This window comes from Vibrio sp. J502, assembly GCF_025397955.1.
Classification (GTDB): Bacteria; Pseudomonadota; Gammaproteobacteria; order Enterobacterales; family Vibrionaceae; genus Vibrio; species Vibrio anguillarum.
In genome coordinates, this window is record NZ_CP104554.1 from 1,576,253 (window position 1) to 1,595,022 (window position 18,770).

Genomic DNA, 18,770 nt, shown 5'->3' on the forward strand with positions numbered 1-18,770 from the left:
GTACCAATATTAATTGAGCTTGGAAATGAGAGGGAATCAAAAAGGTAGAAATTGAAATGGGCTGCATAAGCAGCCCATTTTGAGTTTCATATCAATTACATTACTAGCCTTTATTGGCTCACAACATAATATTCAATGTCTGTATTTTTACGCAAAGTTGTAAGTATCGCAGCCAAATCACGTTGGCTACCGATGCGCTCTAACTGAGCCGTAATTTGATCGTTGTACTGAGGTGTGACTTTAGCCTCAACCTTATGTAGTTCAACAAGAACAATATCACCGTTCATTGCTTTCGCTTGACCGTAAACCACACTATCTGTAGCGGGTTTAGGGAGAGAAAACACCGTACTCGCCAATGGAGAGCTACGATCAATCATTTCCAACTCAGCAAATTTTAACCCACGCTGTTCCAATAAGGATTGGTCACCTTGCTTTAGCGTATCAATCAATTTTGTGGCTAACTCAATCGCTTGTTGTTCGCCTTTGACTTTAGAAAGCTGAGTAACCACTTGCTCTTTCACTTCAGCCAAAGGAAGAACTATTTGTTCCCGAGCATCATCAACACGAACAACGATAACATGTTCTGGGGCAACTTCTAATACCTCAGAATTGAGCCTATCTTCTTTTACCTCTGGGCTTAGAATAGCTTGAAGAACAGCTGGATTTTTAAGAATTTCAGGCGCATCTTGCTGAGAAATAAAATCGGTTTTCTGAATCTTAGCTGAGATAGCGTTTGCTGCTTCATCCAGAGAGTCAGGTGATTCAAATGCCACTTTTTCTAGCTTAGTCTGCAACTCATAAAACTGATCTGCGGCCTTTTGGTCTACCATTTCAGCTTTGATTTCAGAGGCAACCTGTGCGTAGGGCTGTGCGATAGGGGCTTTAACATCATCAAGACGGATAATGTGATAGCCAAATTCAGATTTGACCAACCCTGTGATATCCCCTATCTGTTCGATAGCAAAGGCTGCTTGTTCAAAAGCTGGGTCCATCACATCATGTTCAATCCAACCTAGCGAACCACCCTCTTCTGCGCTTCCTACGTCTTCTGATTTTTCTTTCGCTAAAGTCGCGAAATCAGCGCCAGCATTCAGTTCATCGAGAATCGCCTGCGCTTTAGTTTTATCATCACCTTGAACCAAAATATGGCTTACTTTACGCTGTGCTTGAGTGGAGTATTTGTCTAAATGCTCTTGGTAGTACTGCTCGGCCTGTTCATCAGACACTACAATTTGGTCTTTCAATTGTTGGGCAGAAAGCTCGATATAAGCCACTTTAACCTGCTCTGGACGGGTATAGCGCTCTGCATTTTGTTGATAATATTGAGTAATTTCTTCATCACTCAACTCAACATTTTTAGCAAAGTCGCTGAGTGACAATGTGAGCGCACGGATATCACGGGTTTGAGAGATCAGTTCACTTTGCTGATTAACCTCACCCTGCAACGTAAATTCACTACCTTGGATAGCACTAAGTAACTGGTTACGGATAAGATCACGACGTAGATATTCTGCAAAGCTTTCAGCAGAGAAACCTGCACGGCGAAGAGCCGCTTGATAGATTTCTTGGTCAAACTTACCGCCAGTCTGGAATTGGGGCATGTCTAAAATCATTTTACGAACCTGATCATCGCTCACTCGTAAACCTAGTGATTGTGCATGCTGCTCCAACAATAAATCGTTAACCATACGATCAAGCACTGACTTACGAAATGACTCGACATACTGAGGATCAGCGAGCAAGTTAGCAAAATAATCCCCTAATTGGGATTGCATGCGATTGCGCTCGTTCTGGTACGCTTGTTCAAATTCACCACGGCCAATCTCACTATTGCCAACTTTAGCCGCAGCATTACTGCCACCGCTGACCAAGTAGCTACCGACACCTGCGAATACGAATGATAAGATAATCATTCCTAGAATAATTTTCACCGCGATGCTGTTCACGCCTTCGCGTAATCGATCCATCATAATCTAACTGCTCTCCGGATAAGAAGCTTCACACTTCAGCCTAAAAATTGAATAGCGCGATAATATCAGAAAAAGAAATGCGCATCAGTAGGATGCGCATAATTTCAAAAGGTTCGAATTAATTTTGCGCTTAAGCCGCAAAAAATAACGATTTTGATTAGTTGCAAGCGTCTTTAAGCGCTTTGCCTGCTTTGAAAGCAGGTACTTTTGCTTCTGCGATTTGGATCTCTTCACCCGTTTTAGGGTTACGACCCGTGCGCGCTGCACGAGTGCGAACGCTAAATGTACCAAAGCCAACAAGCGCTACTTGATCGCCAGATTGAAGAGTGCCACTAACGGCTTCGATGAATGCATCAAGAGCACGGCCTGCCGATGCTTTAGAGATGTCAGCGTTTTCTGCGATTTTTTCTACTAATTGTGTTTTATTCACTGTGATTCCCCTTTGCGTCACCCATTATTATTTTTTAACGGTGACTTTTCGTTCCATTAAGTTCCCAAACTAGCTTGAAGCCTTATTACATCTGGGCTGCAAGCTATAGGGGCTTACGTTAGCGCCCAAAAAAAACGCTGACAAGCCTTTTTAAGCCTATCAGCGTGATCTTTTACTTATTTTTGCTGCACATCACTATTTTTTAGCTTCAAATTCAACCCCAGAAGGGTCTCGTTCAAGTGCGATCTTCAAAACTTCATCAATCCATTGAACGGGAATGACTTTTAGATCAGCAATCACATTTGCAGGGATCTCTTCCAAATCACGCTCATTCTCTTTTGGGATCAATACGGTGGTGATACCACCACGATGTGCTGCGAGCAGTTTTTCTTTCAAACCGCCGATAGGTAATACTTCACCACGCAACGTTATCTCACCCGTCATCGCGACTTCCGCTTTCACAGGATTACCCGTCAAGCTAGAGACAAGCGCCGTACACATAGCAATACCCGCGCTTGGGCCATCTTTTGGTGTTGCGCCTTCTGGCACGTGAACGTGAATGTCACGCTTTTCATAGAAATCAGCGTTAATCCCTAATTTCTCGGCGCGTGCGCGAACCACAGTCATCGCAGCTTGAATGGATTCTTGCATCACCTCGCCCAGAGAACCAGTTTGCGTCAACTTGCCTTTGCCAGGCATTGATTCGGTTTCAATAGTCAGCAAATCACCGCCTACTTCTGTCCATGCTAAACCCGTAACTTGGCCAATTTGGTTACTGTCGTCGGCTTTGCCAAAATCACAACGTTGCACACCTAGAAACTCTTTTAAATTCTCTTGGTTGGCTACCACGGTTTTTATGTCTTTATTCAACAAGATTTTCTTCACCGCTTTACGGCAAATTTTTGAAATCTCTCGCTCTAAGCTTCGTACGCCCGCCTCACGTGTGTAATAACGGATAATACCAATAATGGCTGAATCTTCGATAACAATTTCATGAGGCTTCAAACCATTCCGCTCAACTTGCTTAGTCACTAGATGGCGTTTAGCAATATTCAGCTTTTCGTCTTCTGTATATCCGGAAAGGCGGATAACTTCCATACGGTCAAGCAGCGGACCTGGGATGTTCATTGAGTTTGATGTCGCAACAAACATGACATCAGACAAGTCATAGTCCACTTCTAAATAGTGATCGTTAAAGGTGCTATTTTGTTCAGGGTCAAGCACCTCCAACAATGCGGAAGATGGGTCACCACGCATATCTGAAGACATTTTGTCGATTTCATCAAGCAGGAACAGTGGGTTTTTCACACCAACTTTCGCCATTTTTTGAATCAACTTACCCGGAAGAGAACCGATGTAAGTACGGCGGTGACCACGAATTTCTGCTTCATCACGCACTCCACCTAACGCCATACGGGTATATTGTCGACCTGTTGCCGCCGCTATCGAGCGGCCAAGAGACGTTTTACCAACGCCCGGGGGACCAACAAGACACAAAATTGGCCCTTTCAGCTTGTTGATACGACTTTGTACCGCGAGGTATTCTAAAATACGCTCTTTGACACGATCTAAACCGTAGTGATCGGCATTTAAAATCTCTTCAGCTTTTGCCAAATCTTTCTTAACTTTTGAACGTTTTGCCCAAGGAACATTGACCATCCAATCAATATAGCTACGCACAACGGTTGCTTCTGCAGACATTGGAGACATCATCTTCAATTTCTGCAGCTCTTGTTCCGTTTTTTGGCGCGCTTCCTGCGGCATTTTGGAATCGTCAATCTTCTTCTTCAGCATTTCAAATTCATCAGGTGCGTCATCCATCTCACCTAATTCTTTCTGAATCGCTTTCATCTGCTCGTTGAGGTAATACTCACGCTGAGATTTTTCCATCTGCTTTTTAACACGACCACGAATGCGTTTTTCAACCTGTAATAGGTCGATCTCCGCTTCCATTTGTCCCATTAAAAATTCCAAACGTTCACTGACATCAACAATTTCGAGAACTTTTTGTTTTTCAATCAATTTCAATGGCATGTGAGCGGCGATGGTATCAGCCAAACGCGCTGCTTCATCAATCCCATTTAACGACGTTAATACTTCAGGCGGGATTTTCTTATTGAGTTTGATAAAACCATCAAATTGGTTGATTGCGCTGCGAACGACGACTTCCTGCTCTTTATCATCCAACTCAGGAGTGACAAGATACTGCGCTTCTGCGGAGAAAAATTCACGCTCGATGAAGCGATCAATTTTCGCTCGCTGTTGGCCTTCAACCAACACTTTCACGGTACCGTCAGGTAATTTCAGAAGTTGTAAAATCGTTGCAACTGTCCCGACTTCAAAAAGATCTTCAATTTTCGGTTCGTCGGTTTCCGCTTGCTTTTGTGCCACAAGTAACACTTGCTTGTTGTTATCCATCGCCGCTTCAAGGCATTGGATGGATTTTTCTCTGCCAACAAACAAAGGAATGACCATGTGAGGATAAACCACCACGTCACGTAGAGGTAGTACGGGGATCTCGATACGCTCGGAACGTTCCAAGTTCATATTATTCTCTCTTCCGCTTCAACTGATTACCGAGTATATGGGGGCTAACTCACTGGATTCAATAACAGAATAAAAAAAAGGAGGTATTTGCTACCTCCTTTAAATATTTCTGATTGAGATTTACTCTGCGCCAGCCGCTTGGCTCTCATTTCCGCTGTAAATTAGTAGCGGTTGTGATTCACCATTAATGACTGATTCATCGATAACCACTTTGCTGACATCGTTTACCGATGGCAGTTCATACATGGTTTCGAGTAGTACACCTTCCAATATTGAGCGTAAACCACGTGCGCCCGTTTTGCGGTTCATTGCTTTTTTTGCAATGGCGCGCAATGCGTCTTCACGAAACTCTAGGTCAACGTTCTCTAACTCAAACAAGGCTGCGTACTGTTTCGTCAGCGCGTTTTTCGGCTCACACAAGATTTGAATCAATGCTTCTTCATCCAGCTCTGTCAAGGTAGCCGTTACGGGAAGACGACCGATAAATTCAGGGATCAACCCATATTTTACCAAATCTTCAGGCTCTACTTGATTGAACAACTCACCGATAGTTTTGGTTTCATCTTTAGAGCGAACTTCCGCACCAAAGCCAATACCTGAACCTGTCGCAACACGTTGTTCAATCACTTTATCTAGGCCCGCAAATGCACCACCACAGATAAAGAGGATTTTGGATGTGTCTACCTGTAAAAACTCTTGTTGTGGATGCTTACGGCCACCTTGCGGCGGAACCGAAGCGATAGTGCCTTCCACCAATTTCAACAGCGCTTGCTGAACCCCTTCACCTGAGACATCTCGGGTAATTGAAGGATTTTCTGCTTTACGAGAAATCTTATCAATTTCATCGATGTAGACGATACCACGTTCCGCTTTTGCAACGTCATAATCACATTTTTGCAGCAGCTTTTGGATGATGTTTTCAACATCTTCGCCGACATAACCTGCTTCAGTTAATGTGGTGGCGTCTGCCATTGTGAAAGGTACGTCTAGGAAACGAGCTAATGTTTCTGCAAGCAGTGTTTTACCACTACCTGTTGGGCCAATAAGAAGAATATTACTCTTACCTAACTCAACCCCATCGCTCGTTTTATCACCGTTTCGTAAACGCTTGTAGTGATTATATACGGCCACTGCGAGCACTTTTTTTGCATGTTCCTGGCCAATCACATAGTCATCAAGATGTTCACGGATCTTATGCGGCGTAGGTAACGCCTCAGATTCCTTTTTTGGCAGAACATCCTTAATCTCTTCACGAATGATGTCGTTACATAAATCAACGCATTCATCACAGATGTAAACAGAAGGACCGGCGATCAGCTTGCGAACTTCGTGCTGGCTTTTGCCACAGAAAGAGCAATACAACAGTTTACTACTACCGCTCTCTTTGCTTTTGTCTGTCATTCGCTAACCTCTTAGCCTTTACTTTTAATCGTTTGAGTGTAACTCAAATTACGCCAAAATGCGTTAAACAATTCTGAGAACTGTTATTCGCCGCGGTGACGCAAGACTGCATCGACTAAACCGTATTCCACAGCTTGGTCAGCAGACATAAAGTTATCACGGTCGGTATCACGCTCGATAACTTCAAGCGGTTGGCCTGTATGCTCAGCAAGCAATTTGTTGAGTTTTTGCTTGATGGTAAGGATCTCTTGAGCATGGATCTGGATATCCGAAGCTTGGCCTTGGAAACCACCTAACGGCTGATGAATCATCACGCGTGAGTTAGGTAACACATAACGTTTCCCCGGAGCGCCACCAGCCAATAGGAATGCTCCCATTGAACAAGCTTGGCCCATACAAACAGTGCTAACATTCGGCTTGATGAACTGCATGGTGTCATAAATTGACATACCAGCAGTCACACTGCCTCCTGGCGAGTTGATGTAGAGGAAAATATCTTTATCAGGGTTTTCCGATTCTAAAAACAACAGCTGCGCTACAACAAGGTTAGCCATGTGATCTTCAACTTGACCCGTTAAGAAAATCACTCGTTCTTTGAGTAGGCGAGAATAAATATCGTATGAGCGCTCACCGCGGGAAGTCTGCTCAACCACCATGGGTACTAGCGCGTCAAAAATTGGCGACATTGCGTTTTTTTCTTGGTAGCTCATATTGTTATGTCCCTAAAATAAATGGCCCGAATGATGGGTATCACACGGACCATTGTTAGCAGAATAGTTAACCTGTAGTCAACCACCTACGCTACATATTGCTTATTAAGCAGGTTGCTGGTTCATTAGCTCATTGAAGCTAACAGCCTTTTCAGAAACCTGTGCTTTAGCAATGATCGCGTCGATTGCTTGCTCTTCTAGAGCAAGGTTACGCATGTTGTTCATCATTTGCTGATTTTGAGAATAGTATGCCATTACTTCAGCTGGATCTTCGTACGCTGTTGCCATCTCTTCGATCAATGCTTTCACTTTATCTTCGTCAGCTTTTAGCTCTTCAGACTTGATCACTTCACCAAGAAGTAGGCCAACCACTACGCGACGTTTTGCTTGTTCTTCAAACAATTCACGTGGTAGTTGAGCGGCCGCTTCTGGGTTACCGCCAAAGCGTTGCGCAGCTTGTTGACGCAGTACGTCGATCTCTTGATCGATCAGTGCAGAAGGAACATTGATATCGTTCTCTTTTACTAGACCTTCAATCGCTTGCTCTTTAATGCGGTTTTTTACTGCTTGCTTAAGTTCACGTTCCATATTCTTGCGAACTTCAGCTTTCAGCGCTTCAACGCCACCTTCAGCGACACCAAATTTGGCAACGAACTCGTCGTTTAACTCTGGTAATTCACGCACTTCAACTTTGTTGATTTTAATTGCGAATTTCGCCGCTTTACCTTTTAGATTTTCCGCGTGGTAATCTTCAGGGAAGTTAACGTCGATTTCAAATTCCATACCTTTGGTTTTGCCAACGATACCGTCTTCAAAACCAGGGATCATGCGACCTGCACCCATTTCTAGAGGGAAGTTTTCAGCTTTACCGCCTTCAAACTCAACGCCATCAATAGAACCAACGAAATCGATCGTCGCGCGCGAACCCGCTTCCGCAGCTGCGTCTACTTCTTTCCACGTTGCTTGTTGCTTGCGTAACGTTTCTAGCATCTCAGCAACGTCTTCTTCCTTCACTTCAACCGCTGGTTTTTCAACAGTGATGTTTTCTAGACCTTTTAACTCAACTTCTGGATATACTTCAAAAGTTGCATTGAAAACAAGGTCTTGGCCTTCTTCGATAGAAACTGGTGCGAATGTTGGTGCGCCTGCTGGGTTGATTTTCTCTTTTACGATAGCTTCAATGAAGTGGCGTTGCATCACTTCGCCCATGACGTCTTGACGTACCGCTTTACCGTACATTTGCGCAACCATTTTCAAAGGCACTTTGCCTTTGCGGAAACCATCGAAACGACGATTCTTAGCGATATTGCGTAGCTCTTTTGTAACTGCATCTTCGATGTTAGCAGCAGGAACAGTAATATTCAGACGGCGCTCTAGGCCTTCTAGCGTTTCAACAGTAACTTGCATTATTTATAAACCTCAAAACTGGCCCAGTATTTCTGAGCAATATGAGCCGCAACTTAGGCGATGCCTTGTGCTTGGCTGCATCCTTGTGTTGTGCTCTATCCGAACACTTATATTAAAACCAGCATCAACATTGGCCAAAAGACCCAATATTGGACTAATAAGCGATATCTTTAGAGACTCTAATGCATCACAAAAGGTATCTCTGATTAGTCTCAGGACAGAAAATTTAGACGCGACATTCTACCGACCAGAATCAGTGCTGTCGAGCCAATCACCGCAGAGAGATGATTCCGTACCCTAAATTGCTTTCTAAGTGCTAAAAATTCCACCAACGTGAAAAAGCACAGTTTTGAAATGGGGACAATAAAGGCTTTTTCAAGGGAATCGAGGCTTTTTTTACCCCAAAAGCGTAAAAAGAGATCTTGCTCCTGTTTTGCACCCCACAATTGCGCTCTTTTTAAACATCACCCAAAGGAAAACCAGTAGAATTATGAGTCAATGCTGGGAGCATTATCACTTGCAAAAATGGATATCTCTCGCAAAAGAACTGCCCTTGTCGCGCCGCTGAACATGGAGAAAGGATGCTACATATTCGCCGAGTAAACCTTATTTTTGTAACGTTATTCCTTTTGTCTACCGCGGCTGGGGCGCATTTTGTTTGGCGGCACAACTACCAAAGTTTATTGATTGAACATCAAGCTCAGCTAGAGCGATTCTCTAGCCACATCACCACAAAACTTGATAAATATGCACATATCCCAAGATTGCTAGCCAAAGATAAAGAACTCATTGACGCTTTACACAGCCCCAGCAATAGCGCCCAAATTGAAATCACTAATCGCTATTTAGAACAGGTCAATGAAGTAATTCAAGCCGCTGACACCTACCTCATCGACCAATATGGCAACACGATCGCAGCAAGTAACTGGCACCTCACTCATTCATTTATTGGCCGAAACTTCGCTTGGCGACCTTACTTTAAAACGGCCATAACTGGGCAAGAGAGCCAATATTTTGCGTTAGGATCAACATCGGGGCAACGAGGATATTACTACTCCTACCCTATCGTTTATGCCGCGGATGTCATTGGCGTAGTGGTAGTGAAGATGGATCTTTCCGCGATTGAGGAAAACTGGCAGAGCAAACAAAGCTATTTTGTCGCCACCGACGACAACAACATTATTTTCATGTCCAGCCAACCGGAGTGGCTGTTTAAAAGTGTTGCCATGCTGAGCGAGAGCGATCGAATTGCGGTTCAAAATAGCCGCCAATATCTTGATACCTCCATTCGCTCACTCGGATTGATCGGCGATTTCAGCGCATCCGTTGCCGAATGGGAAAATCCTTATCAAACTTGGATTAAAGGCGATTTCATCGTTTCAACCAAACCGCTGCCCAGTATCGGGCTCAACATTCGGGTTTTATCGCCCAAAATAAACATTTTCTGGGATAGCTTTGGATTTACTCTGATCAACAGCATGCTGTTTTCCATCGTCTACTTAGGGCTATTACTGGTTCATCACCGCCAGCTCAAACAGCGCCAAATCGAACAGTTACAGTCTGAAGCAAAACAAAAATTAGAGTTTCTGGTGATGGAGCGAACCTCTGCACTGCACGCGGAAATTGCGGAGCGAAGTAAAACAGAGAGCATGTTACGCCAAACTCAAGATGAATTGATTCAAGCAGCGAAACTGGCTGTGCTTGGGCAAATGTCCGCCAGTATTAGTCACGAGCTGAATAATCCACTGGCCGCTATCCGCAGTTTTGCCGACAATGGGCGGCGTTTTTTAGCCAATGGTAAGCCGGAACGGACCGATGACAACTTGACTCGCATTTCAGCGCTCACCGAACGCATGGCTAAAATCAGTGAACAGCTCAAATCGTTTGCGCGAAAAAGTAACACCGATGAGAAAGTGAACGCGCAATTATTACCGATTATTTTGTCGACAAAAGAGTTGATGCAACCGCAATTTAAATCGAATTTGATTCAGTTTGAAATGGAATTACCCGCGATGGATCTTTGGGTGCGTGTCAATCCAATCCAACTAGAACAAGTCTTGATTAACTTGCTAACCAACGCGATGCAGGCCCTTGAGGAACAACATCAAAAATGTGTTCGTTTGAGCACTCAGTGCAAGGCCTCTCAAGTGTTGATCCATATTGATGATAACGGCCCGGGAATTACACAAGAAAAAATAGCCCATCTTTTCGAACCGTTTTTCACCACGAAAAAAAATGGCTTAGGCTTAGGCTTGTCGATTTCACAGCAGATAATACAAAGCATGGACGGTGAGTTAACGATAGCCAGTTCACCGCAGTGTGGGGCGCGATTTTCAGTCTCTCTACCGATCGTTACGCCAAGCGCGTGATTTACAGACAAAGTATGGTTTAAAGATAAAAAGCAGTTAAGGACAACCAATGTGTGATGTATTTTTTATCGATGATGAGGCGGATATCCGTATCGCCATTGCGCAAAGTTTCGAGCTCGCCGACCTCACAGCGCGGTTATTTTCCAGTGCGGAAGAAGCCTTACTGGCGGCCAAAGCCGACGGGCTGCCTCTTGTGGTGGTGAGTGATATTTGCTTACCTGGCCTCAGCGGCCAGAGCTTACTCAACTCGATTCATCATCAAGATGCTGAGGTCCCTGTTATTTTGATCACAGGACATGGCGATATTTCGATGGCCGTACAAGCGATGCACGATGGCGCATACGATTTTATCGAAAAACCTTTTGCTACTGAACGCTTGATAGAAACCATCCACCGCGCGATAGAAAAACGCCACTTAACGTTAGAAAATCAGCAGCTAAAACGCAGCTTAAAAGCGAGCCAAACTCTTGGACCACGCATTATCGGTAATACTGGCAACATCCAAGCGTTAAGGGACACCATCACTCATGTCGCCGACACTCAGGCTGATATTCTACTGTTTGGCGAAACTGGCACAGGAAAGGAGCTGGTTGCTCGATCGTTACATGAGCAGAGTTCTCGCCGCGAGCTCAATTTCGTCGCACTGAACTGCGGCGCAGTGCCTGAAAATTTGATAGAAAGTGAACTTTACGGCCATGAAAAAGGCGCCTTTACTGGCGCTGAAACCAAACGCATTGGCAAATTTGAACATGCACAAGGCGGCACCTTATTTCTGGACGAGATTGAATCAATGCCGATGCAGGCACAAATTCGTTTATTACGCGTATTGCAAGAAAGAGTCATTGAACGAGTTGGGTCCAATACCTTGATTCCTCTGGACATTCGAGTCATCGCCGCAACAAAAGTCGATTTAAAGCAAGCAGCTCAAGCAGGCACCTTTCGTCAAGATCTCTACTATCGCTTAAACATTGTCACATTAGATATTCCACCACTTCGCCAACGTAAAGAGGATATTCCTGCGCTTTTCCATCATTTTTTGTTAGTGGCCGCGGCTCGTTACGGTAAAGCGGCAACCGCACTCTCTCAACCTGAAATGCAGCGCTTAATCAGCCATGACTGGCCGGGAAACGTGCGCGAACTACGCAACGCCGCAGAGCGCTATGTGCTATTGGGGAAACTGGCTCAGTTAGGCGACAACGAGCCATCACAAAAATTACCCACCCATTTAGTCGACCAAGTGGCCGAATTTGAAAAATCAGTGATTGAACAAGCATTGATTGAGTGTGGTGGGCGTATCAATGAAACAATGGAAAGACTCAACGTACCGCGTAAAACGTTGTACGACAAAATGCAGCGTTACGGATTAGACAAAGAGCTCTATAAAATATAGAGCTCTAATAACATGCCGCAGCCATAGAAATTTCAGGTCAGCATTTTGGTTACTTAGTGATGATTTCCGGCCCCATTAAGGTGGTTGGTAACCAAGTGGAAATCCAAGGCACGTAGGTCACAATCATCAAAAATAGGAACATAATCGCCACCCACGGTAGCGCCGCTTTCACCACATTCATCATCGACATTTTGGCTACCCCTGCGGTGACAAACAAGTTTAACCCGACGGGCGGTGTGATCATCCCTATTTCCATGTTCACCACCATCATGATCCCAAGGTGAATGGGGTCAATACCGAGTGCGATGGCGATGGGGAAGACCAATGGAGCAACAATGATCAGCAGCCCTGATGGCTCCATAAACTGACCACCAAGTAGCAGTAATATGTTGACTACAATCAAAAATGTTATAGGCCCGAGACCGGCAGAAAGCATCGATTCAGCAATAATTTGCGGAATGCGCTCTTCGGTCAGAACATGTTTCAATATCAATGCATTGGCGATAATAAACAGCAGCATGATGGTCAGTTTGCCTGCATCAAACAAAGTCGCTTGCGTATCTTTATGGAAAAAGGCTTGCACAATTTTGACCAAGGCTGGTTTGGTATTTTCTTTGTCGGCGAACGGCCCCATATCTTTGTAAACAAAATTGGCAATCAAGAAAGCGTATACCGCTGCCACCGCAGCCGCTTCGGTTGGCGTAAAGATACCACCGTAAATCCCGCCGAGAATAATCACCACCAGCAACAAACCCCAGCTGGCATCTTTGGCGGCGAAGATCGCTTCTTTCCAACCCACAAAAGGTTGTTTCGGCAGGTTTTTAATTCGTGCAAAAATGTAGATAGCAACAATCAGCATCAAACCCGCTAATAAACCGGGGATCACACCGCCTAAAAACATGCGCCCTACCGATACATCAGTGGCAGCGGCGTACACGACCATTACAATCGAAGGTGGGATCAAGATGCCCAATGTACCAGCATTACAAATAACCCCCACAGCAAACTCTTTGCTGTAGCCATTTTTGACCATTCCAGCAATAACAATACTGCCGATCGCCACCACTGTCGCCGGTGAAGAACCTGACAGCGCTGCAAACATCATACAGGCCACTACCGAAGCAATCGCCAGCCCTCCCCGAAACCAACCCACCATAGCGATAGCGAAACGGATAATGCGTTTTGCCACACCTCCGGTTGACATAAAGCTGGAAGCCAAAATAAAAAATGGAATCGCAAGCAAAGTGTAATGGCCTTCAAAAGCGTTAAACAAGGTTTGAGCCACTGACGCTAAAGAAGTATCGGAGTGCCAAAGTAGGAACAGAACGCTGGATAATCCGAGCGAGATAGCAATGGGTACACCGACTAACATAAAGCCGATGACCATAACAAACAGCAGTAAAATATCCATGAATTAACGCTCCTTGCGAGAATCAATAGGCGGGGTCGCTTCGCGGTTCGGCTCTAACATGGTCTCGCTCACTTGTGCCATTTCCGCTTTGAGCGCTTCAAGATCTTCCTCGGCTTCATGGCCAGAAATCATTCTGTCTAACTTACCGCTGAGAATTTGATAGGCGATTTGTAAAAAGCGAAAAGTGAGTAATCCCATCCCGATAGGCAATGCCATGTATGGAATAAAGCGCGGCATTTTTTCATAGCGCTCCCCTTCATTGAGCCAATCGGAGAGAAATTGCAGCATTTCCGGCATAGGAATATCGTCGGTTTCATACCAAGCACGCTCAGTCGCAAACGGATACCAGTAATTCCACGAACCGATGAGCAGTAAAATAGAAAAGGTTAAACAACAAGCCACCGCGACTAGTGCAGACACTTTTCGCATGGTTGCAGGCACCATATTAATGACCACATCAACTCCGATGTGAAAGTGTTTCTTTACCCCATAGGACGCACCAACCAGTACCATCCATGCAAACATGAACACGGTTAATTCCAATGCCCATAAAATGTTGCCGTTAAAAACATAGCGATAAACAACGTTAACGAACGTTAATAAGGTCATCGAGCCCAAGAAGAATGCAATCAGCATTTCTTCAATCGCATCGGTAAATCGGCCGACTTTAGAGAAAAAAGAGTGTTCCATGTGATACATCGCTCTCATAGTAATTATCGGAATTGACTCAAGGTCACCGCACGGCTTCAGGTTAGTTATCAATGAGACGAGCAATAAACGCGTTGAGTCCAACCCCACCACGCAAGGTGGGGTTGGAGGCTGATTATTTGTTTGAAGCCAGCGCTGCCTCAATCAAATCTGAACCGATGTCTTTTTCAAATTTCTGCCACACAGGCTTCAGCGTTGTAACCCATTGCTGGCGCTGTTCAGGTGTGAGAGTGCGGATCACGCCTCCGGCTTCCAACACGTATTGTCTATTTTGGAGCTCGACTTTATTTGATTCCGCATTACGCGCTTCAGTGACTTCTTTTAAAATGGTCGCGAACTGGTCACGCACGTCGACTGGTAGGCTGTCCCACCACTTGCTCGATGTCACCACTAGGTAGTCCAAAATGCCGTGATCGGTTTCGGTAATGCCATCTTGCACTTCAAAGAATTTCTTACCGTAAATGTTGGACCATGTATTTTCTTGACCATCAATAACTTTAGTTTGCAAACCGCCATACACTTCTGCAAAAGACATTTTTTGCGGGTTTGCACCAAGCTGCTCAAACTGAGCCACCAGTACATCAGATGCTTGCACGCGGAACTTTAATCCTTTTGCATCCACTGGAACGAGTAGAGGTTTATTGGCTGACATCTGTTTCATACCGTTATGCCAAAACTCCAACCCTTTCACACCACGACGTTTCATTGAATTCTTTAGTTTTTCACCGTCAGCCGAGCTTTGGAAACGGTCAACTGCGTCCACATCCTCAAATAGGAATGGCAGGTCAAAAATACGGAATTTTTTGGTGAATTTTTCAAATTTTGATAATGAAGGCGCCGCTAGCTGCACATCGCCGTTGAGCATGGCTTCCAATACTTTGTCGTCATCGTATAAGGTTGAATTAGGGAAAACTTGTAGGCAAGCCTTACCATTCATCTCCTTATTAACACGCTCTTCAAGCAGCGAAGCCGCAATGCCTTTAGGGTGCTTATCTGTATTCGTGACGTGGCTAAACTTAATGACGATTTCGCCGGGGTCGCAATTTGCGGCCGCATTAAAACTGGTTACAGCAAGAATGGAAGCGGTCAGCAAAGTCAGTGGCTTTAACATTATTATTCTCCTTGATTGAACATATCAGCCCCATCAATGGGTGCTGGTTGTTTTCTATAAGGCAATTAACAAGCCAACATGACACATTTCATTAACAAGCCAGTAACCATAAGGTGTCGCCAACTATTCAGTTAACAACAACCCATAGAATCTTATGATAGAAAGCAAAAATGGGTAGAAAATGACCCAAGGAATATGAATTTTGGGTGAGAAATGACACCCAGCTAAATCCATCAAAGGGCGGCGATGAGAATGACAAAAAAATGTGAAACAGGAAGGAAGCGCACCCTCCGCCCAAACAGCAAGCCTAGTTTGGGCACTCCCCCCGAGCTCTTTATCGGAGAGCGCGCTAATTGGTTAGAACCGACAGATTATGTTAGTAGCACACAGAAAGTGGTGTGCTACAAGAAGAGGGTGAGCAGGCAGGCTAAAAAACCTACCCACTCTGGGGGTTAGGGCTACATCGCAGCTTTCACCGCTTTCGCTAGTTTTTGTGCTGCTTGTTTTGGATCCGCTTTCGGATCATTGAAGAAGTTCGTTACGACATCAAAAATCGCGCCTTGGGCATAGCTAGTTGTCGACATACCATGGGCAATACTGGGCACAAGGTTGTTGGACTTAGCCGTCGCTTTAAAGGCCGCCATTGAGTCCAACGCGCACTGGTCAAATTTTGACATATTCATATCTGTGCGTACCGGGATCGAGCCTTTGTTGAGGTTAAATACCTCTTGGAATTGAGGATCTAATATCGTAGCGGCTAACGCTTTTTGCGCCTGCTTATTGTCTGCATCAGTTAGCTCAAAAAAGACAAAACTATCGACATTATGGATAAATTGATCGGCCGTACCTGGCGCGGCCACGCACAGGTAATCTTTACCCGCAACTTTGCCCGCTGCGGTAAACTCCCCTTTTGCCCAGTCGCCCATGATCTGCATCGCCGCTTCACCATTTATCACCATTGAAGTCGCAACGTTCCAATCACGGCCTGGAGAGTTAACATCAATGTAGTCATGAACTTTTTTAAACTGGCTGAACACGTCAACCATTTTGTCGCCCGCGAGCACAGCCATATCGAGCTCAACAAACGCTTTCACGTAATCTTGTGAGCCAAGAACGCTCAACGCCACCGTTTCAAAAACCGTCGCGTCTTGCCAAGGTTGGCCACCGTGCGCCAGTGGCACATAACCCGCGGCTTTGATCTTATCGCCCGCAACAAAAAACTCGTCTAACGTGGTTGGCACTTTAGCACCCACTTTAGCCAGTACCGCAGGGTTAACCCACAACCAGTTGACGCGATGCACGTTAACTGGCACGGCCACATACTGGCCATTCCACTTCATGACATTGGTGATCATCGGTGGTACGACTTCATCCCAACCCCCCTGTTTGGCTACGTCATTAAGGTTCGTGAGAAAACCAAGCCCCGCCCATTCTTGAATATCGTGTCCTTTAATTTGAGCCGCCGACGGTGGGTTACCCGACACCGCGCGCGTTTTCAATACCGTCATGGCACTTTCACCACCACCACCTGCGACAGCGAAATCTTTCCAACTATGGCCTTGCTGCTCCAACATTTCGGTGAGCACTGCTATCGACTTGGCTTCACCACCGGAAGTCCACCAATGGAGTACTTCCACTTCACCAGCGTGAGTCGAAGGGATGAAAGAGACAGAGAGGAAAGATAAAGCAAGCAGAGTGTTATGAAATTTCATCATCATCTTCCTTGGTTTTGATTCGGCAAACCTGATTCGCAAACTTTTATTAACCATTAAAGTGCTGATCGTTTACCTACTAGTCTAATCAAAGAAAATTTTTTTCGTTGAAACAAACCGTAATTTTAACGTAACGAAAGCGTTACACTACACCGCTAACGTAGGTGGGATAAAGACTTGTGCTTCCAGACCACCATGAGCTGGATTGCGTAAAATGAGATCTCCGCCGTGTCCATGTAAAATACTTCGGCATATTCCAAGGCCAAGACCGTGGCCTTGGTCATCATCGGCAAGGCGAAAATAGGGCTCAAAGACAGCTTCTAATTTATCTATCGGGATCCCCGGGCCTTGGTCTTGAATGGTGATAACCACCCACTCTGGATTTTCTTCCAACTTCACCCACACTTGCTGACCATACTTCACGCCATTGCCAATCAAGTTTGTCAATACTCGTTGAATAGCTAGAGGCTTAGCGATTATCGGTTCAAGCTGTGTAGGCGTAAAATGGACCACTTGGCGAGTTAAGTTGTACCCTTCAACAATCGTCTGAATCATCTCATTGAGATCAATACTGCTGTTATTTTCGTGTAAATCGGTATCTCGCACGCACTGCAATGCCCCTTTAACCATCATCTCTAGCTCATCGAGATCGCGGTTAAATTTTTCGCGCTTAACATCGCTTTCGAGCAATTCAGCCCTTAGGCGTAAGCGGGTGATGGGTGTTTTTAAATCATGAGAGATGGCAGAAAACAGATGCTCTCTATCGGCCACGTAACGTCGAATTCGTTGCTGCATACGATTGAATGCGCGGGTCGCCGTGATCAATTCTGTCGCCCCCTCTTCACGCAAGGGACGCTGGGCAATATCCATACTCATCTCATTCGCCGCTTTGGCTAAATTTCTCAGTGGCCGAACTTGGCGGCGCATAAGCAAGTAGGTCAACGCTAACAAAATGGTGGTGGAAAAAAAGAGAAATAAGATCTGCTCTTTTCTTAGTAGAGTGTCATCCAATTTCACGTATGGAGCGGGAAGTAGCGCCGCCACGTAAACCCATTCATGGCTTGATAGTTCGATTTGCACCACCAGCACTGGCGGGTTTAGCGGTTCAAGTGTGAGTGTATGGTAGGCCCAGGACTTGGGTAAGTCGCTGAGAAAAATATCGTTTTTTAGTAACCGCAAATATTCTGGTTTGGTAAATTCAACTTGAATACTCTCAACGTTATTGAGCTTTTGTTGCAACACTTCCCTCACCGCGTCGACTGAAGCTCGCTTGAGCGGCGTATCGATAATCGGCTCCACAGTCAATGGCTCTTTATTGAATGAGACAAAAAAACGGGTTCCCCCCATATTGCGAATTTGATCCAGCACGATATGCCGATACTTGACGGGTAGTGATTGAAAAAAGGTCACGGTGGAAGCAAACATACCAGCCATGCTAGAAGAAACGGAACTGATCCCTTCCAACTCTTTTTGTTTAGATTGACTGTACCAAATCGCCGTTGCAATGCCCTGCGCTATCACCACCGCCAACAAAGTCAGCAGCAGTGTTCGTGAGACAAGAGAGTTGGGTTTTAAGCGTGAAAAGAGACGTCTTAGCGTCATTT

At 45.1% G+C, this 18,770-nt stretch carries 13 protein-coding genes; 2 read left to right on the forward strand and 11 right to left on the reverse strand.

What is annotated here, in order from left to right; translation table 11 throughout:
- Window positions 1-110: 110 nt before the first annotated feature.
- From ppiD to tig, 6 genes are all read right to left on the reverse strand, one after another.
- A complete protein-coding gene (gene ppiD, locus N5E84_RS07350) occupies window positions 111-1,970 on the reverse strand; it encodes a peptidylprolyl isomerase (RefSeq protein ID WP_019282002.1) in 1,860 nt (619 codons plus the stop codon).
- A 157-nt stretch (window positions 1,971-2,127) separates the two neighbouring features.
- Window positions 2,128-2,400 (reverse strand): HU family DNA-binding protein, encoded by a 273-nt coding sequence (locus N5E84_RS07355; RefSeq protein ID WP_026027116.1) that lies wholly within the window; start codon window positions 2,398-2,400, stop codon window positions 2,128-2,130.
- A 195-nt stretch (window positions 2,401-2,595) separates the two neighbouring features.
- Complete coding sequence (lon, locus tag N5E84_RS07360; protein WP_013857184.1) at window positions 2,596-4,947, reverse strand: endopeptidase La; 2,352 nt, start codon at window positions 4,945-4,947, stop codon at window positions 2,596-2,598.
- Between the two features lie 120 nt (window positions 4,948-5,067).
- Window positions 5,068-6,348 (reverse strand): ATP-dependent protease ATP-binding subunit ClpX, encoded by a 1,281-nt coding sequence (gene clpX, locus N5E84_RS07365; protein ID WP_013857185.1) that lies wholly within the window; start codon window positions 6,346-6,348, stop codon window positions 5,068-5,070.
- 83 nt (window positions 6,349-6,431) lie between these two features.
- The gene (clpP, locus tag N5E84_RS07370; protein WP_010317461.1) at window positions 6,432-7,058 is read right to left on the reverse strand and encodes an ATP-dependent Clp endopeptidase proteolytic subunit ClpP; all 627 of its coding nucleotides are present in this window, start codon (window positions 7,056-7,058) and stop codon (window positions 6,432-6,434) included.
- A gap of 105 nt (window positions 7,059-7,163) precedes the next feature.
- Window positions 7,164-8,465: a trigger factor gene (gene tig / locus N5E84_RS07375; protein ID WP_013857186.1), complete on the reverse strand. Its 1,302-nt coding sequence runs from the start codon at window positions 8,463-8,465 to the stop codon at window positions 7,164-7,166.
- A 581-nt stretch (window positions 8,466-9,046) separates the two neighbouring features.
- Here tig and N5E84_RS07380 point away from each other — a divergent pair.
- On the forward strand, window positions 9,047-10,834 hold the full coding sequence (locus tag N5E84_RS07380) for a sensor histidine kinase (protein WP_069211939.1): 1,788 nt from the start codon (window positions 9,047-9,049) through the stop codon (window positions 10,832-10,834).
- A 49-nt stretch (window positions 10,835-10,883) separates the two neighbouring features.
- On the forward strand, window positions 10,884-12,224 hold the full coding sequence (locus tag N5E84_RS07385) for a sigma-54-dependent transcriptional regulator (protein ID WP_069211940.1): 1,341 nt from the start codon (window positions 10,884-10,886) through the stop codon (window positions 12,222-12,224).
- A 49-nt stretch (window positions 12,225-12,273) separates the two neighbouring features.
- Here the strand turns inward: N5E84_RS07385 and N5E84_RS07390 are convergent, their stop codons facing one another.
- The 5 genes from N5E84_RS07390 to N5E84_RS07410 all read right to left on the reverse strand — a co-directional run bounded on the left by N5E84_RS07390 (window position 12,274) and on the right by N5E84_RS07410 (window position 18,768).
- Window positions 12,274-13,635, reverse strand: coding sequence for a TRAP transporter large permease (locus N5E84_RS07390; protein ID WP_019282004.1), 1,362 nt, complete (start codon window positions 13,633-13,635; stop codon window positions 12,274-12,276).
- Between the two features lie 3 nt (window positions 13,636-13,638).
- Window positions 13,639-14,325 carry a TRAP transporter small permease gene (locus N5E84_RS07395; protein ID WP_026028632.1) on the reverse strand — a complete coding sequence of 229 codons (687 nt, stop codon included), beginning with the start codon at window positions 14,323-14,325 and terminating at the stop codon, window positions 13,639-13,641.
- Between the two features lie 133 nt (window positions 14,326-14,458).
- Entirely contained in the window at window positions 14,459-15,454 is a 996-nt protein-coding gene (locus N5E84_RS07400) for a TRAP transporter substrate-binding protein (RefSeq protein ID WP_116285032.1), read from the reverse strand.
- A 458-nt stretch (window positions 15,455-15,912) separates the two neighbouring features.
- Window positions 15,913-17,166, reverse strand: a complete 1,254-nt coding sequence (locus tag N5E84_RS07405; protein ID WP_026028820.1) for an ABC transporter substrate-binding protein — start codon at window positions 17,164-17,166, stop codon at window positions 15,913-15,915.
- 147 nt (window positions 17,167-17,313) lie between these two features.
- Window positions 17,314-18,768, reverse strand: a complete 1,455-nt coding sequence (locus N5E84_RS07410) for an ATP-binding protein (RefSeq protein ID WP_019282006.1) — start codon at window positions 18,766-18,768, stop codon at window positions 17,314-17,316.
- Between the last annotated feature and the right edge of the window lie 2 nt (window positions 18,769-18,770).

Bases quoted from the DNA above. Each gene is read 5' to 3' on its own strand.
- clpP (WP_010317461.1), bottom strand. From the start codon at position 7,058: ATGAGCTACCAAGAAAAAAACGCAATGTCGCCAATTTTTGACGCGCTA.
- ppiD (WP_019282002.1), bottom strand. From the start codon at position 1,970: ATGATGGATCGATTACGCGAAGGCGTGAACAGCATCGCGGTGAAAATT.
- lon (WP_013857184.1), bottom strand. From the start codon at position 4,947: ATGAACTTGGAACGTTCCGAGCGTATCGAGATCCCCGTACTACCTCTA.
- N5E84_RS07400 (WP_116285032.1), bottom strand. From the start codon at position 15,454: ATGTTAAAGCCACTGACTTTGCTGACCGCTTCCATTCTTGCTGTAACC.
- N5E84_RS07410 (WP_019282006.1), bottom strand. From the start codon at position 18,768: ATGACGCTAAGACGTCTCTTTTCACGCTTAAAACCCAACTCTCTTGTC.
- N5E84_RS07395 (WP_026028632.1), bottom strand. From the start codon at position 14,325: ATGGAACACTCTTTTTTCTCTAAAGTCGGCCGATTTACCGATGCGATT.
- N5E84_RS07405 (WP_026028820.1), bottom strand. From the start codon at position 17,166: ATGAAATTTCATAACACTCTGCTTGCTTTATCTTTCCTCTCTGTCTCT.
- N5E84_RS07380 (WP_069211939.1), top strand. From the start codon at position 9,047: ATGCTACATATTCGCCGAGTAAACCTTATTTTTGTAACGTTATTCCTT.
- N5E84_RS07385 (WP_069211940.1), top strand. From the start codon at position 10,884: ATGTGTGATGTATTTTTTATCGATGATGAGGCGGATATCCGTATCGCC.
- tig (WP_013857186.1), bottom strand. From the start codon at position 8,465: ATGCAAGTTACTGTTGAAACGCTAGAAGGCCTAGAGCGCCGTCTGAAT.
- clpX (WP_013857185.1), bottom strand. From the start codon at position 6,348: ATGACAGACAAAAGCAAAGAGAGCGGTAGTAGTAAACTGTTGTATTGC.
- N5E84_RS07390 (WP_019282004.1), bottom strand. From the start codon at position 13,635: ATGGATATTTTACTGCTGTTTGTTATGGTCATCGGCTTTATGTTAGTC.